The sequence below is a fragment of the Pantoea sp. YR525 genome, from assembly GCF_900116775.1.
Classification (GTDB): Bacteria; Pseudomonadota; Gammaproteobacteria; order Enterobacterales; family Enterobacteriaceae; genus Pantoea; species Pantoea symbiotica.
In genome coordinates, this window is sequence record NZ_FPBU01000006.1 from 213,440 (window position 1) to 227,820 (window position 14,381).

Annotated in this window: 13 protein-coding genes; 4 read left to right on the forward strand and 9 right to left on the reverse strand. The window is 54.7% G+C overall.

Annotated features, from left to right (window positions below):
- Window positions 1-110 precede the first annotated feature (110 nt).
- Entirely contained in the window at window positions 111-1,244 is a 1,134-nt protein-coding gene (locus tag BM323_RS14110) for an MFS transporter (RefSeq protein ID WP_091003994.1), read from the reverse strand.
- A gap of 137 nt (window positions 1,245-1,381) precedes the next feature.
- Here BM323_RS14110 and BM323_RS14115 point away from each other — a divergent pair, with 137 nt between their 5' ends.
- Window positions 1,382-2,131: an IclR family transcriptional regulator gene (locus BM323_RS14115; RefSeq protein WP_008101900.1), complete on the forward strand. Its 750-nt coding sequence runs from the start codon at window positions 1,382-1,384 to the stop codon at window positions 2,129-2,131.
- Here the strand turns inward: BM323_RS14115 and BM323_RS14120 are convergent.
- The 5 genes from BM323_RS14120 to BM323_RS14140 all read right to left on the reverse strand — a co-directional run bounded on the left by BM323_RS14120 (window position 2,128) and on the right by BM323_RS14140 (window position 5,428).
- On the reverse strand, window positions 2,128-2,439 hold the full coding sequence (locus BM323_RS14120; protein ID WP_008101901.1) for a cupin domain-containing protein: 312 nt from the start codon (window positions 2,437-2,439) through the stop codon (window positions 2,128-2,130). The two genes, BM323_RS14115 and BM323_RS14120, sit on opposite strands and share 4 nt — an antisense overlap.
- Before the next feature lie 142 nt (window positions 2,440-2,581).
- A complete protein-coding gene (locus BM323_RS14125) occupies window positions 2,582-2,797 on the reverse strand; it encodes a YdgH/BhsA/McbA-like domain containing protein (protein WP_008101902.1) in 216 nt (71 codons plus the stop codon).
- A 195-nt stretch (window positions 2,798-2,992) separates the two neighbouring features.
- Window positions 2,993-3,208, reverse strand: a complete 216-nt coding sequence (locus tag BM323_RS14130; protein WP_007890154.1) for a YdgH/BhsA/McbA-like domain containing protein — start codon at window positions 3,206-3,208, stop codon at window positions 2,993-2,995.
- A 121-nt stretch (window positions 3,209-3,329) separates the two neighbouring features.
- Window positions 3,330-4,223 carry a dihydrodipicolinate synthase family protein gene (locus tag BM323_RS14135; protein WP_091003997.1) on the reverse strand — a complete coding sequence of 298 codons (894 nt, stop codon included), beginning with the start codon at window positions 4,221-4,223 and terminating at the stop codon, window positions 3,330-3,332.
- A gap of 116 nt (window positions 4,224-4,339) precedes the next feature.
- Window positions 4,340-5,428: a YncE family protein gene (locus BM323_RS14140; RefSeq protein ID WP_008101906.1), complete on the reverse strand. Its 1,089-nt coding sequence runs from the start codon at window positions 5,426-5,428 to the stop codon at window positions 4,340-4,342.
- A 452-nt stretch (window positions 5,429-5,880) separates the two neighbouring features.
- Between BM323_RS14140 and fhuE the strand changes: the two genes are divergently transcribed.
- Window positions 5,881-8,034 (forward strand): ferric-rhodotorulic acid/ferric-coprogen receptor FhuE, encoded by a 2,154-nt coding sequence (fhuE, locus tag BM323_RS14145; RefSeq protein WP_008101908.1) that lies wholly within the window; start codon window positions 5,881-5,883, stop codon window positions 8,032-8,034.
- 76 nt (window positions 8,035-8,110) lie between these two features.
- Here fhuE and BM323_RS14150 read toward each other — a convergent pair whose 3' ends face one another.
- Entirely contained in the window at window positions 8,111-8,662 is a 552-nt protein-coding gene (locus BM323_RS14150; protein ID WP_008101910.1) for a C40 family peptidase, read from the reverse strand.
- 239 nt (window positions 8,663-8,901) lie between these two features.
- Window positions 8,902-9,879, reverse strand: coding sequence for an isopenicillin N synthase family dioxygenase (locus tag BM323_RS14155; protein WP_008101912.1), 978 nt, complete (start codon window positions 9,877-9,879; stop codon window positions 8,902-8,904).
- A 508-nt stretch (window positions 9,880-10,387) separates the two neighbouring features.
- On the opposite strand from BM323_RS14155, the gene BM323_RS14160 reads away from it, so the two are divergent.
- Together BM323_RS14160 and BM323_RS14165 are read left to right on the forward strand one after the other, a co-directional pair.
- A complete protein-coding gene (locus BM323_RS14160; protein ID WP_036647706.1) occupies window positions 10,388-11,356 on the forward strand; it encodes an ABC transporter substrate-binding protein in 969 nt (322 codons plus the stop codon).
- 7 nt (window positions 11,357-11,363) lie between these two features.
- Window positions 11,364-12,779 carry an amidohydrolase family protein gene (locus BM323_RS14165; RefSeq protein WP_008101916.1) on the forward strand — a complete coding sequence of 472 codons (1,416 nt, stop codon included), beginning with the start codon at window positions 11,364-11,366 and terminating at the stop codon, window positions 12,777-12,779.
- Window positions 12,780-12,784: 5 nt separating this feature from the next.
- On the opposite strand, the gene BM323_RS14170 is transcribed toward BM323_RS14165, so the two are convergent.
- Window positions 12,785-14,305 (reverse strand): MDR family MFS transporter, encoded by a 1,521-nt coding sequence (locus tag BM323_RS14170; RefSeq protein WP_008101918.1) that lies wholly within the window; start codon window positions 14,303-14,305, stop codon window positions 12,785-12,787.
- Window positions 14,306-14,381: the final 76 nt, after the last annotated feature.

Consider the following 14,381-nt stretch of genomic DNA (forward strand, 5'->3'; position numbering starts at 1 on the left):
TTATCCACAATCCCCGTGCGTAGAGTCGGCGTTATCCTGTGGATAAAACTCGCCTCGCGCCATACAGCGCCCGATGCGCGCATACGGTTACTTTTCGCACGATTATCAAATCAGACGGTGACCGAGCGCCCCACTTTCCCCATGGCAAAAACGTTGACTGCCGCTAACAGCGCGGCAGCAGCAAAGGCGCTGACGAAACCGCCGGGCAGATACGCCATAAAGGCCGCGAGAAACTGGCCGGAAAAAATCGCCATCGATAAACGCGCCAACTGGCGTCCGCGTTCCTGCGGCTGGCTGATTTCCACCGTCAGATGATTTACCAGCGGAATCGACAGACCAAATCCCATGCCCAGCAAAATGCCGCCCGGAATAAACAGCACCATGTTTGGCGCAGCGACAAACTCCAGATGCGCCAGCAAATAACAGATAAACGCCATCACTAAGGTTGGATAACTACCAAAGCGCTGCGACACGTCGGGCATGATGGCGGCGGCCAGCACCGCCACCAGCGAAACGAAAGAGAGAAAATAGCCAATGTGCGCGGCATTAATGCCCATCACGGCAAAACGTTGCGGCAACATGATCACGGCGGTGAAAAAACACATCATCGAGCAGAGTGCGGCGAGTAAAACCGGACGCAGCGCGCGATCGCTGTTACCCACCTTTTCATCTACAGATTCAGATGCCGCCAACTGCGGCGCGCGTGGCACGGTGATCAACACCATCAGCAACATCAGCCAGGCAAACAGGTAAAGGCCAAACGGCCAGCGCCAGCTGATCGACGCCAGAATACCGCCAATAAACAGAAACAGTACGCCACCCAGTTCGATCGACATCCCTTGCCGCGCCATCATTTTCAGACGCGCATCGCCGCTGTAGAAGCGGGCGATCAAGCTGGTACCCGCCGCCATCACGATTGCGGTGGCACAGCCGAGTAAAAGACGATCGAGGATCTGCGGTAGCGCGCCAGGTAACCACGCGCCTAAGACGCCGAAAAGTCCGTAGCAAAACAGTCCGATGAGCAGAAGTGGATAAGCGCCCCAGCGATCAATAGCACGTCCCGCTAACAGACCCGCCAGTACCACGCCAAGCGACGGCAGCGTGACCAGCCAGCTTGCCAAATGCGCGACGCCAAGTTGCGCAGCGATTTCGCTGAGTCCGGGAACAATCACACAGCCCACCATAATCGTCAGGCAACTGACCGCTAATAAGGTAAATGCGCCGGTAGGTTTGAGGGATGACACATCAACTCCTGATATCCACATAATGGATATAAACACCGAATAGTGGACGACAGTGTTAGAGGAATCGGTGGCGCTGTCAATCGCCGTGCGTCATCGTGCTATAGTGTTGCCAGCTCAAACGCACGGAATCCTTAAAAATGAGTGTGGAAACAGAAACTAACGGATCACAGGTGATCGCGCGCGCCGCCACGATTTTGCGCGCGCTGGAAGATCGTCCGGCGGGATTAACGATGTCGGCGTTGGCGAAAATCACGGAGCTGCCGCGCACCACCGTGCATCGGCTGGTGACTTCGCTGATCGCTCAACAGCTGTTGTTGCAGGATAGCGATGGCATCAAATTGGGTCCGGCGCTGGCTCGTCTCGCGGCATCGGCGCATACCGATATCATCGCGCTGGCACAACCGGCGATGGCGACACTCGGCCGTCGTACGCGTGAAACCGTCGATCTCTGCGTCTGGCGCGGCAGCCATACCGTGTTGGTGAGTCAGTTTGTTTCCGATCAGGAGTTGCGCGTGGCATCGCCGGTGAGCACCGCGTTTCCCTCGCACTGCGCGGCACACGGCAAAGCGTTACTGGCGGAGCAATCTGAAGAGGCGCTGGCAAGCTTGCTGCCACAGCTGAAAGAGGTGCGCACCGAGAAAACGCTGCAAGAAGCAAAGTCGCTGCTGAAAGATATCGCCGCCACGCGAAAGCAAGGTTATGCCATTGATCGTGAAGAGCATGCGCGCGGGGTTTGCGGCATCAGCGTGGCGCTGCAAACCGGCGCGGGTGAACGCTATGCCTTAGCGATTGCCGCACCGGCATTGCGTTTTGATGAGCAGTTCACGCACTTGCTGGCGTCGCTGCTGCAGGCAAAAGCCGAGATTGAAGCGCTAGTGGCGCGTTAAACCGAACCTTCTTTTTCGATCACTAATACGCGCGCTTCGCCTTGCGGGTGCGCAACATGCTCGGTGCCGATGCTGGCGTAAAAAATGTCGCCACTATTAAGCAACACTTTCTTCACCTCGCCCGCTTCGCGGTAATGCATCTCTACCGCGCCATCCAGCACCGCAAACACCTCTTCGCCATCATTGATGTGCCACTTGTAAGGTTGATTGGTCCAGTGCAAACGGACGCTGGTGCCGCCGAAGTTGGCGATGTCTAACGCATCCCAGGCTTTGGCAGGTGAGAAGTTTTTGCTGACGTAGGTTTTCATGCGATATCCGTGTAGAGGAGAACTGGGTTGATGATACACAGAGCGCAGGCGGGCGGCGGGACATGCACAAGCCATTTACGGACATGCAGATACAACAAAGCCGCCCGGAGGCGGCCTTAACACAACGGCTTGTGCGACTAACTTATTTGTACAGCTCTGCAGTCATGTGTACGCGGTTGTTAGTGTTGGCGCTGGTGATTTTATACTGTGCGCCCTGCTCTTGAGCCTGTGCAGCAATTTTAGCTTCTGCACCATCCAGAGTTGAAGACTGAACTGAAACGCTCTGTGCAAAACTAGCAGCGGACATCATTGAAAGAGCAGCAACGGCGGCGATAGACAGTGTTTTGATGGTTTTCATGGTCATAATCCTTAGGGGTTTAAATAGAAGACTGTGTGCCTTCGATGAGAATAATAATAACTGAAGTTATCGTTTCAATATTAACCATTAGTGCGATCACGATAACTTACGTAACTATACGGTTACTGGGGCTTTATCGACAAAAAAGGCCGCCCGTAGGCGACCTGTTCTGGCACATCCGTATGCAACCATCCGTTATTTGTAAAGTTCTGCAGTCATATGTACGACGTTACCGTTGCTTGCTTCCAGAATTTTGTATTGCTCACCATTCTGTTTAGCCTGTGCAGCGATTTTGGCTTCAGCACCATCCAGCGTCAGAGAAGTAGCTGAAACGGTCTGTGCGAAGCTAGCGGCAGACATCAGTGAAAGAGCGGCAGCAGCGGCGATGGTCAGAGTTTTGATAGTTTTCATGGTCGTATTCCTTTGGTTGTTTGATTTGAAGGCTGTGCGCCTTCGATGGAAACAATAATAACCTTTGAAACTATTATCAGATTAACTATTAGTGCGATCACAGTTAATCAATTCATTATCACTACGCCAGCTCGAGCTCTGTGATCACCCTTTTCACTTCCGCCACATCCGCCGCCGAAAGCGAACGCAGTGGGCGCGGCAGGCAATCATACTCAGCAAGACCCAGCGCGCTGGCCGCCGCAGCGATGACGCGAATACTGCCGCCGTGTTGGTTAAACAGCGCCCAAAGCGGTGCGAGCCGCTGTCCCTGTTCGGCTACCGCCGCAAAATCGCCCGCCATCGCCGCATCTGTCATTGCTTTAGCGGTGCACGGGAACAGTCCGCCGCACACTGAATACCACACTTCACAACCGGCGATTAGGCCTACTGCGGCAAAGGCATCGCCGCTGACGCCAATCGTGACGTCTTTTGGTAACTGATCGCGCAAAGCCTTTACCCGTTGCGCAGCCGCTGCGGTATCGGCGGGCACGCCGGGGATTTTGATGGAAGCGATATGTGGCAACGTGGCGATACGCGCATGCAGCGCATCGGAGAAGACAAAATGGCTGGTGCCAGGATTGTCATAAATGCACACCGGCAGCGAGACGTGGCGCGTGACATCCTGATACAGGCCAAACACCTCGTCATCAGTGAGTTTCTGATAGGAAACTGCAGGCAGCAGCAACGCGCTGGCGCCGGCCTGTTGCGCATCTTCGGCAAGTCGCAGCACTTCGACGGTGCTCACCGCGCCAATGCTGACCATCACCGGAATAGCGTCCGCATGCTGCACCGCCAGCGTCGCAATGCGCTTGCGCTGTTCGCGCGTGAAATAGGCGTAGCTGCCGGTGGATCCCAGCACGCCAAGCGAATCGACTTTTGCTGCAGTGAGCCGCGCGAGGATATTAAGAAAAGCTTTCTCATCAATTCCAGAAGCATTCAGCGGAGTCAGGGGAAACGCACTCAATCCTTTAAACATAGCCAGCGCCTTATTCGTCATTAACAGGGGAAAACAGCTTAACCTGCACTGTTATAAGCCATCAGAAATAAAAATGCCCTCTTACGAGGGCATGAATTATCGCTACAGCTAGGGGATTATTTCAGCGCGATGCGTGCAATCTGATCCTGGCCTTTGGTTGAGGAGTCTTTGTTAAACTCCGCTTTCAACGTTACATACAGCGTGTTGTTGTCTGGGCCAATCAGCAGGCTGTTTGGATTGTTATCAAACGACCAGCTGTTTTTTACCGCGTACGTGGTGGCATCCAACTGCAGCACTTTCTTCGATTCGCGCTGGCTGATGTAGATCTCATTACGCTTGGCGTTGAATTTGATAGCCAGCGCATCGCCTTCAATACGTTTGATCACTTTGCCAGTGCGCTCATCAAACACCAGCGTGGCTTTGCCTTTCGAATCGTCGGTGACGAACAGGCGACCTGTTGCCGGATCTTCCGCCATATTCAGGAACAAGTACTCTTTACCGTCGCCCGCCGTCCAGCGCTTCTCAATTTTGTGCGTGCGTGGATTGATTACCAGAATCTCGCCCGCGCCGTTGGTCGCATAAATGCGCTCAGTCAGCGGAGAATAGATGATGCCGGTTACCCATTTGCCTGCATTTTTGATGGTGGCTTTCAGCTTAAATGTTTTCACGTCAACCACTGAGATGTAACCCGGATCGGCCACGCGACCAACATACAGCTCGTTACCGTGCCACAGCACTTCACGCGCGCCTGCCGGATAACCTTCTTTATCTTTCTTGCCTGGGAAGACTAAACGTTCCAGCACTTTGCCGCTCTGCGCATCTACTTTCGAGATGGCGCCATCCAGCGAGTTGGTGGTGTAGAACACGCTGCCCGCTTCGTCGATCGCCGTACCGAAGTTTTTCAGATCGGTATGCGTCACGCCTTTTGTTTCCAGCGTGGTTGGGTCGAGACGATAAATCACACCGCCGTTCACGTCTTTAAAGCTCTGCGCGCTGGCAACGTATAACGCTTTCGCAGCAGGCGAGTACGCCATTTCATACAAGCCATCGCCCAGTGTGCGCTGGGTCAGAGAAGTATCAACTGGCTTGGCAGCAGCGGCTGGCGCTTCGGCTTTTTTAGCCGGGGCCTGGCAAGCGGTCAGGCTGAAAGCAGCGACGATCGCTGCAGCTAAGGCGGCTTTGCGCGGGCTAAATAACGATTTCATGCTCAACTCCATCAATGGATGAACGGCTCCGTTGCGCGCGTGCGCGTACGGAAAATACAAGAAGAATGAGAATCATACGCATTAGCATAAACTTAGCAACTTTCTCGACGATCTTCCTCACGTTGTCGTGAATACAGGCTTGCTAGCCGCACACTTTTCTTAGCCAAAAAACGTCCTGATATCACCTTAAAAACATGAAAACATTAGCAATTAACAGGTTATTTTCACCCGTAAGCCATTGATTCATATCCAACTTACACATTATTACAATTGCAGTTGAAACCTTCCGCAGATTCTTTAAAGCAAATGATTATCATTGGCTTTCTCAATAAATGCGCAGTGGCGGTTTGCGTGCCTTCTCTTCCGCCCTTTTCGGCTGATAAGTAACGACGCAAACAATAAAAAACGAAGCAAAACAGCTTCCTATAACACAGGTTTCTACAGGAAATTTTATGTCTGGCATCAGGAAAACCTTTAACGTCTCACTGCTGGCGGTGACGATTCATGCCCTGCTTACGCCGAACATGGCGCAGGCAGCAAGCAATACGCAGCAGGATTTGGTGGTCGATGCATCCGCAACCGGCGGCAGCGATAACAACGAAAAGCAGGATTACGCGGTAAAAACCACGCGGGCGGGCACCAAATTGTTGCTGACGCCACGCGATGTGCCGCAGTCGATGAGCGTGGTGACACAGCAGCGCATGCAGGATCAGAATCTGCAATCGGTGAACGATGTATTGACCAACGCCACCGGCATCTCAACTAACCTGATCGACAGCGAGCGCTCGGAATACTATTCGCGCGGCTTCAAAGTCACCAACTTCTCTTTCGATGGCATACCCACGTCGGTTAATGACAACTGGAACTACGGCGATGCCGCCTCGGATACCGCCATTTACGATCGTATTGAGATCGTACGCGGTGCCACCGGATTGATGACTGGCGCGGGCAGTCCGTCAGCATCGATCAACATGGTACGCAAACACGCCGACAGCAAAACCTTCACCGGCTCGGTCAGCGCCAGCTACGGCAGCTGGAACAAACAGCGTTATGTTGCCGATCTCTCTGCGCCGTTGAATCAGGATGGCAGCCTGCGCGGCCGCGTAGTGACCGGGTACAGCGATGAAGACAGCTGGCTCGATCGCTACCACAAAACCAAGAAATTCCTTTACGGCGTGATCGATGCCGATATCACCGAGCACACCACGCTGTCGCTGGGCTACGACTACGAAGATGCCAACACCGGCAATCCAACGTGGGGCGGCTTGCCGATGTTCTATAGCAACAATGCCACCACGCATTACGATCGCAGCCTCAACTCCGCCGCCAACTGGGCACGCTACAACACCAATTCGCGCAAAGTGTTCGCCGACATCGATCATAACTTCGATAACGGCTGGAACATCCACGTCAACGGCACGCACGCCGAGAACACCTTCAACGATAAGTTGCTGTATGTCATGGGCAGCCCTGATCAGGACAGCGGCGAAGGCACCACCGGCTACGGCAGTATGGATCGCGGCAAACGCCAGATGGATTCCTTCGACGGCTACGCCAGCGGCCCGTTTGAGCTGTTAGGGCGTCAGCATCAGTTAATGGCGGGCGTGAGCTACAGCCGCCAGCACAATGCGACTTACAGCCAGGATGGCGTTACCGACCTGGAAAACTATGATATCGCCTCAGCCGATATGGGCATTTTCAACAACAGCTGGAACGGCAACATCGCCGAGCCGCAGTGGCAAGGTTGGTATCAGAATGCCGACGATACCATTCGCCAGAAATCCGCTTACACCGCCGCGCGCTTCTCGCTGGCCGATCCGCTGTCGCTGATTATTGGTGCACGCTATACGCAGTGGAGCACCAACGGCAGCAGCGGCGATATGACCAAAAATAACACCACGCCGTACGCTGGTTTGGTGTACGACATCAACGATACATGGTCGGCGTACGGCAGCTATACCTCGATCTTCCTGCCGCAAACCTACCGCGATACCAGCGGCAAATACCTGTCGCCGGTTACCGGTAAAAGCTATGAAACCGGCCTGAAGTCCGCCTGGTATGATGGTCGATTAACCGCGACCGTGGCGGTATTCCGTATTGAACAAGACAACGTCGGTCAGGCGATTGCTGGCGTCTATCTGAGCGGCAACGAACAGGCTTATGCGCCCGCCAAAGGTGCAGTGAGTAAAGGTGCGGAGTTTGAGCTGAACGGTGCGCTAACCGATAATCTGCAGCTGACTTTCGGTGCCACACGCTACGTGGCGCGGGATAAAGAGGGACGTTTCAACAGCTATCAGCCGCAAACTTCCTTCAAACTGTTCACCCGTTATCAGCTACCAATGTTGCCGGACCTGACGGTTGGTGGCGGCATCAACTGGCAGAATCGCGTGTTTGAAGATGCCACCAATGCCAGCGGCGATACCGTGCGCGTTTATCAGGGCAGCTTCCCGCTGGCATCGCTGTTTGCGCGCTATCAGGTGACTAAGCAGGTGGCGGTGCAGGCGAACGTCGATAACCTGTTTGATCGCGAATATTACAGCTACATGAACAGCTACGTTTATGGCGCGCCGCGCAGTGTTTCGATGAGCGTTTCATACCAGTTTTAATTAAACCGTAGGGTCGCCATTCATGGCGACCTATTCATTCTCAACCGACAAGCATTCGCGCATTAACGCGCACCAATCACACCTTGTTTTTATAATTGAAACTGATCTGCGAATTCTGTTCTTTCGGCAAACGGCGCGCCTCTAAATAAACCGATTTCCAGTAAGGATTATTTAGCGAAGAGCGCATCACGCCCTGACTCACCGACGCGTGCAGGAATTGATGATCGGTGTCATAAAAGCCGACGTGCAGCTCGCGCTTAATGCGGAAGAACACTAAATCACCGGGTTGCAAATGCGCCTGATCCACCGGTTTGCCCATGGCAATTAACTCTTTGGTGGTGACGCGATCCATCGGAATATTGAAGCGATCTTTCAGCGTGCGCCAGACAAATCCTGAGCAATCGACGCCGGTTAATTGCGTACCGCCCCACTGATATTTGGTCCCTTCCCACGAATGCATTTGATCGTGCAGCGCGGCAATCACCGGAATTAAATCGGGCTGCTTGCCACCGTCTGCCGAGGTATCAACGCTATCCTCTGCAGGCGCATGCGAAGACTTAGAAGAACAACCGGCCAAAGTAAAAAGAAACAGGCAGGCGATAACTTTGCTGGCGGCAGAATTGATCATGTGTTGGTGTTTTCGCTGAGGGAGACAGTGGTTAGAGATTTATACCGTAAAAAAGTTGCAGAAATAAATAGGCGTGCGGTGAAATCTTTTATTTGCCGGTTGTTTTTACCTAAGTTTACGCAACGGTAACATCTTGTATTTGAGTTAAAAATCTATTTCCCGCGCTGCGCTTTTTCTGTGCAGGAGAATATTTGCGCTCCTGCACAGAATGACATCAATTTCGACTTACAGCTGTACGTTTAATACTTGCCGGAAAAATTAGCGCTAATACGCTGCGCCAGATAATCCTTCGCGGAAATAGGCGGATATTTTTTCTCCGGTCCTTCAATAATCACGTCTTCGTTCGCCTGGCAGAAAAACGCCAGGCTGTAGCGTGCCGGCACCGATTCACCCGGCAGCGGATTGCTGACGCGATGGAAATTCGACGGCAACTTGTCGTCACTCCAGCGCATCAACATATCGCCGATATTACAGGTAATTAAGCCTTCCAGCGGCGCGATCGGCGTCCAGATTTGCTCCTCCATCTCTTTGCCCGGACACACCTGCAAACCGCCCTGCCCATCACGCTGGAACAGCAAGGTCAGGCAATCGAAATCGGTATGTGCTCCAGCGCGCCAAGGACCATCTGGCTCACCGCTGATGGCAAAGTAGTGCAGCATACGCAGCGTGCTTTGATAGGTTTCGCGTGATGGCTCATGCGCTTTGGCAAAGAAGTCGTCGGGGAATCCCAGCTTCAGGGCAAAACAGGAGAGCAAGCGCATGCCCACTTCCCAGCACTGACGCTCGAATTTCAGTACATCATTTTGGAATCCGGGCAAAGTGGCATCATCCGGCCATAAGCCTTCCATACGCGGACGCGTCACCTGATACGACTCTTTTTGGTCCGGTTTACCGGTGGAGGGACGAATCTGCGCGCGGTATTCCCAGCCGGCATTGCGGCCGAGTGGATGGCGCGCTTTGTCACTTTGTGGCAGCGCAAAAAAGCGCTCGGCGTTAGCAAATGCCGCATTGATGTCGTCGAGGGGAATACCGTGGCCGGAAACCTGGAAGAAGCCAATTTCAGTGGCGGCTTGCCACAACTGATCGGCTATTTCGGCTTTACGTTGGTCGAAATCGGAGAGATCGATGATGCGCACATCTCGCGCCGCTTCCACGCCGCGCGCGCCCATCCGCGATTCTTTTGCCAGTTCATGCATGTCATAAGTGGTCTTTTCCATTGGTGCACCTCGTTATTGAGCGATAACGGATGACCCACCCGCTGTGTGGCAGTCATCCCCGCGCCTGCTAAATGCTGCAGGCGATCGAGCAATGACCCACCGGGTGAAACCACGGTTGACAGCTTCTACTCATTTTCAGTCAAGCAAAGCCTGTGCCAGCTCACGGTACTACATAAAATCAACAAGTTAAGCCATCTTGCACATCATGCCTGCACAACGGCGGTGCAAAAATGGGCGCCTTGCATCATCAACGATCAGCGGATGACGCAAAATCTCATCACATTTCAGATTAAAATCAATATTTTCATCGTGTTAAATGAATGGCATGCGCTTTGCTAAATCCCCGTTGAGTATAAGCGGTCAGCGTGACAGCAGATTCACGCAGGACATTGCTCTACAGCATTAGCTGTACCTCGTCAGGGGACGATGCGAATTACGCATCGTGAGCACGCCATGCGCCGCAACGCCCCTGATGACGACAACAAACTCAACGTTTATTGGGGGTTTTATGACAATGTCGCGTTTCCGTTTCTCCTTATTCGCTGCTCTGCTGAGCACCTCTGCCCTGTCGCACGCCGCAGACAAACTGGTATTACAAACCACCTGGGTCGCGCAGGCTGAACAAGGCGGTTATTACCAGGCGGTCGCCACCGGCATCTATAAAAAATACGGGCTGGATGTCGAGGTGCGCTCCGGCGGGCCGCAGCTGAATAACATGACGCTGCTGCTGGCGAATCGTGCTGATGTCATCGTCAGCTACGATCTGCAAGTGCTGCAGGGCGTTGAGCGCAACTTCCCGCTGAAAGCCATCGCCGCGCCGTTTCAGTTTGATCCGCAAGGCATTGTCACCCACGGCGATGTGAAGTCGCTGGATCAGCTGAAAGGGAAAACCGTGCTGGTTTCAGCCAGCGGACAAGCCAGCTGGTGGCCGTGGCTGAAAGGCAAATATCAGCTGCAGGATGGTCAGGCACGCCCTTACACCTTCAACATGCAACCCTTCCTCGCCGACAAAAATACCGCGCAGCAGGCGTACGCCACCTCTGAAGTGCAGCAAATCAAACAGGTGCAGCCGGACAGTAAATTCTATCTGTTTGCCGATTATGGCTACCCGGCGTACGGCGGCATTCTGGTGACGCGCGACGATTTACTGCAAAAAGAGCCGGACGTCATAAAGCGTTTTGTTGCGGCATCGATGGAAGGCTGGCAATCCTACCTCGCCAATCCAACTGCCGGTAATGCACTGATCAAAAAAGAGAACCCGCAGATGACCGACGCGATACTTGCCTTCGGCGTGTCGCAAATGAAAGCACTGCATCTGATTGACGGCGGTGATGCGGCGAAACAAGGTCTAGGCGTGATGACGGATAAGCGCTGGCAGGCAACGCGTGACTTTATGGTCAACGCCGGTCTGCTCAAAGCCTCCACCGACTGGCAGAGCGCGTTTAGCACGCAGTTTGTCGCGGCCAAAGCGGAGTGAGTTGCTCATGAGCCAACTGTTAATCAAACACTGCGCCGCGATTCTGACCGGCGACAAACAGCAACCGCGCAGCAGTGCGCGCGATATTCGCATCCGCGATGGCCTGATTGCGGAGATGGGCGAGCTCGATGCTGCCGCTGATGAAACCGTGATCGATGCCCGCGATTGCGTGGTCTATCCCGGCTGGGTCAACACGCATCATCATCTGTTTCAATCGCTGCTCAAAGGCGAGCCGCAAGGGCTCAATCTCAGCCTGGGCGGCTGGCTGGCCGCGACGCCATATCGCTTTCGCGGCGCTTTTGATGAACAGACATTTCGCATCGCCGCGCGCGTTGGCCTGGTCGAGCTGGTGCGTTCGGGCTGCACCACCATCGCCGACCATCACTATCTCTATTGGCCCGATATGCCATTTGATGGCGCAGAAATCCTGTTCGATGAAGCTGACAAGCTGGGCGTGCGCTTCGTGCTGTGTCGCGGCGGTGCCACGCAAAGTCGCGGTTTAGAGAGTGACTTGCCCACCGCGCTGCGCCCGGAAAGCTTTGACAGCATGATGGCCGATGTCGATCGGCTGGTGGCGCGCTATCACCAAACGCAGGATAGCGCGATGCGTCGCATCGTTATGGCACCAACCACCACGCTGCACTCCACCACGCCGCAGGAACTGCGCGAAAGCGCGCGCCTGGCGCGCCAGCTCGGCATTCGTCTGCACAGCCATCTGTCGGAAACCGTCGATTACCTCGACGCCGCACGCGCTAAATTCGGTATGACGCCGCTGCAGTTTTGCGCCGAACACGACTGGATTGGCGACGACGTATGGTTCGCGCATCTGGTGAAACTGCTGCCGGAAGAGATCGCCATGCTGGGCGCGGCGGGCAGCGGTATCGCGCACTGCCCGCAAAGTAACGCGCGTCTCGGCAGCGGCATCGCTGACTTGGTGGCGATGGAGCAGGCGGGCGTAAAGATCTCGATTGGCGTTGATGGCGCGGCCTCGAATGAGGCGGCGGATATGCAAAGCGAAACCCACGCCGCCTGGCAGCTTCAGCGCGCACGCAAAGGCATGCTGGCGCAGCCGCGCTATGACGGTGGCACCTTTGAAGGCGGTGGCGATGCCGCTAGCATCGAAGATGTGGTGCGCTGGGGCACATCCGGTGGCGCGCAGGTTTTGGGCTTGAACACCGGCCGCCTTGCACCCGGCATGGCCGCCGATATTGCCGTCTATCGCCTTGACGATCCACGCTATTTTGGCCTGCACGATCTCGCCATTGGCCCGGTGGCCAGCGGCGGACGCGCCAGTTTAAAAGCGCTGATTTGTGCAGGAAAAGTGCTGATGCAGGATGATGTAATTGCCGGAGTGGATTTAACTGAACTGGGCCGCGACGCTGCGCAAGCGGTCAAAACCTTGCAGCAGCGCGCGGCGGTGTAACAGCGTTAAGCCGCTGCGCCTTTCTTGCGCAGCGGTGATTCTGGCAGGAACAGCGACAGCACAAAGGCCAGCAACATCACGCCCGCCGCCATTTGAAAGGCTGAGTGCACCGCATCGCCAAACACCTGCAAATAGGCTTGTTGTACATCATGCGGCAAACGATGCACCGCTTGCGGATCGAGCGCACGTGGCAGCTCTTTGCCCTGCTCCACCAGCGTGGTCAGGCCCGATTTCAGCACCTGACTGAACACCGCGCCAAACAGCGCCACGCCAATCGAACCACCCACCGAGCGGAACAGCGTAACCGACGACGTCGCGACGCCGATACGATCGGGCGTCACGGTGTTCTGCACCGCCAACACCAGCACCTGCATCACCATGCCCATTCCCATGCCCAATACGCAGGCAAACAGGTAGATATGCCACAGCGGCGCATCGATAGTCAGCGTGGTGAGCAGCGCCATACCGATGGTCGCCAGCAAGGTACCAAAAATCGGGAACAGCCGATATTTACCGGTGCGGCTAATAATACGTCCGCTGACGATGGAGGTGATCAGCAATCCGCCCATCAGCGGCAGCAGTTGCAAACCGGCTTCGGTGGGCGTGGAGCCTTTTACCACTTGCAGATAGAGCGGTAAAAACGTCACGCTGCCAAACAGCGACATGCCGACAATAAACGCCATCAAACTGGCGAGCGAGAAGCTGCGATTGCGGAACAGCGACAGCGGAATAATCGGTTCCCAGGCGCGGCGCTCCTCATAAATAAAGCCGATCACGCCAATCACACCAAATGCCAGAATGCACCACAGCAGCGGATCGGACCATTCACGTAACGTGCCGCCTTCGCTGGTGAACAGCGTAATGCCCACCAGCGCCAGACTGAGAAACACCGCGCCCGGATAGTCGATTTCATGCGGCTTACGCTTGTTGTCGGTCTTGAACACCGCATTGATGATTACCAGCGCAAACAAACCGAGCGGCAGATTGATGTAGAAAATCCAGCGCCACGATGCATGCTGCACGATAAAACCGCCCAGCAGCGGACCAATCACGGTGGCTAAACCAAATACGCCGCCAAACAAGCCCTGATATTTACCGCGATCTTGCGGCGGAATCACATCGGCGACCGCCGCCATGCTCACCACCATCAAACCGCCGCCGCCTAAACCTTGCAGCGCGCGGGTGAAAATCAGCTGCTCCATATTCTGCGCCAGGCCGCACAGCGCCGAACCGATCAGGAATAGAATCACCGAGATTTGCAGCACCGTTTTACGACCAAAAAGATCGCCAAACTTGCCGTACAGCGGCACGACAATAGTGGAAGCCAGCATATAGGCGGTGACAATCCACGACAGGCGATCAAGTCCGCCCAGTTCGCCGACGATGGTTGGCAACGCGGTAGAGACGATGGTCTGATCCAGCGCCGCCAGCAGCATCACCAGTAATAAAGCGCTCATCAGCAGGCGTACGGAAGGAGGATTCTCCTGCCCGCTGCCTGACTGCGGCGCGAGTGTTTGGGGTTTCATAACAGACACCAATTGAAATTAATTAAATACACAATTAATATTGATCGCAGTCTGACACGAATCAAGTGAGCGAGTA

Excerpts from the sequence above, each read along its gene's own strand:
- BM323_RS14165 (WP_008101916.1), top strand. The coding sequence starts at position 11,364 with ATGAGCCAACTGTTAATCAAACACTGCGCCGCGATTCTGACCGGCGAC.
- fhuE (WP_008101908.1), top strand. The coding sequence starts at position 5,881 with ATGTCTGGCATCAGGAAAACCTTTAACGTCTCACTGCTGGCGGTGACG.
- BM323_RS14140 (WP_008101906.1), bottom strand. The coding sequence starts at position 5,428 with ATGAAATCGTTATTTAGCCCGCGCAAAGCCGCCTTAGCTGCAGCGATC.
- BM323_RS14125 (WP_008101902.1), bottom strand. The coding sequence starts at position 2,797 with ATGAAAACCATCAAAACACTGTCTATCGCCGCCGTTGCTGCTCTTTCA.
- BM323_RS14170 (WP_008101918.1), bottom strand. The coding sequence starts at position 14,305 with ATGAAACCCCAAACACTCGCGCCGCAGTCAGGCAGCGGGCAGGAGAAT.
- BM323_RS14155 (WP_008101912.1), bottom strand. The coding sequence starts at position 9,879 with ATGGAAAAGACCACTTATGACATGCATGAACTGGCAAAAGAATCGCGG.
- BM323_RS14160 (WP_036647706.1), top strand. The coding sequence starts at position 10,388 with ATGACAATGTCGCGTTTCCGTTTCTCCTTATTCGCTGCTCTGCTGAGC.
- BM323_RS14130 (WP_007890154.1), bottom strand. The coding sequence starts at position 3,208 with ATGAAAACTATCAAAACTCTGACCATCGCCGCTGCTGCCGCTCTTTCA.
- BM323_RS14150 (WP_008101910.1), bottom strand. The coding sequence starts at position 8,662 with ATGATCAATTCTGCCGCCAGCAAAGTTATCGCCTGCCTGTTTCTTTTT.
- BM323_RS14135 (WP_091003997.1), bottom strand. The coding sequence starts at position 4,223 with ATGTTTAAAGGATTGAGTGCGTTTCCCCTGACTCCGCTGAATGCTTCT.
- BM323_RS14120 (WP_008101901.1), bottom strand. The coding sequence starts at position 2,439 with ATGAAAACCTACGTCAGCAAAAACTTCTCACCTGCCAAAGCCTGGGAT.
- BM323_RS14115 (WP_008101900.1), top strand. The coding sequence starts at position 1,382 with ATGAGTGTGGAAACAGAAACTAACGGATCACAGGTGATCGCGCGCGCC.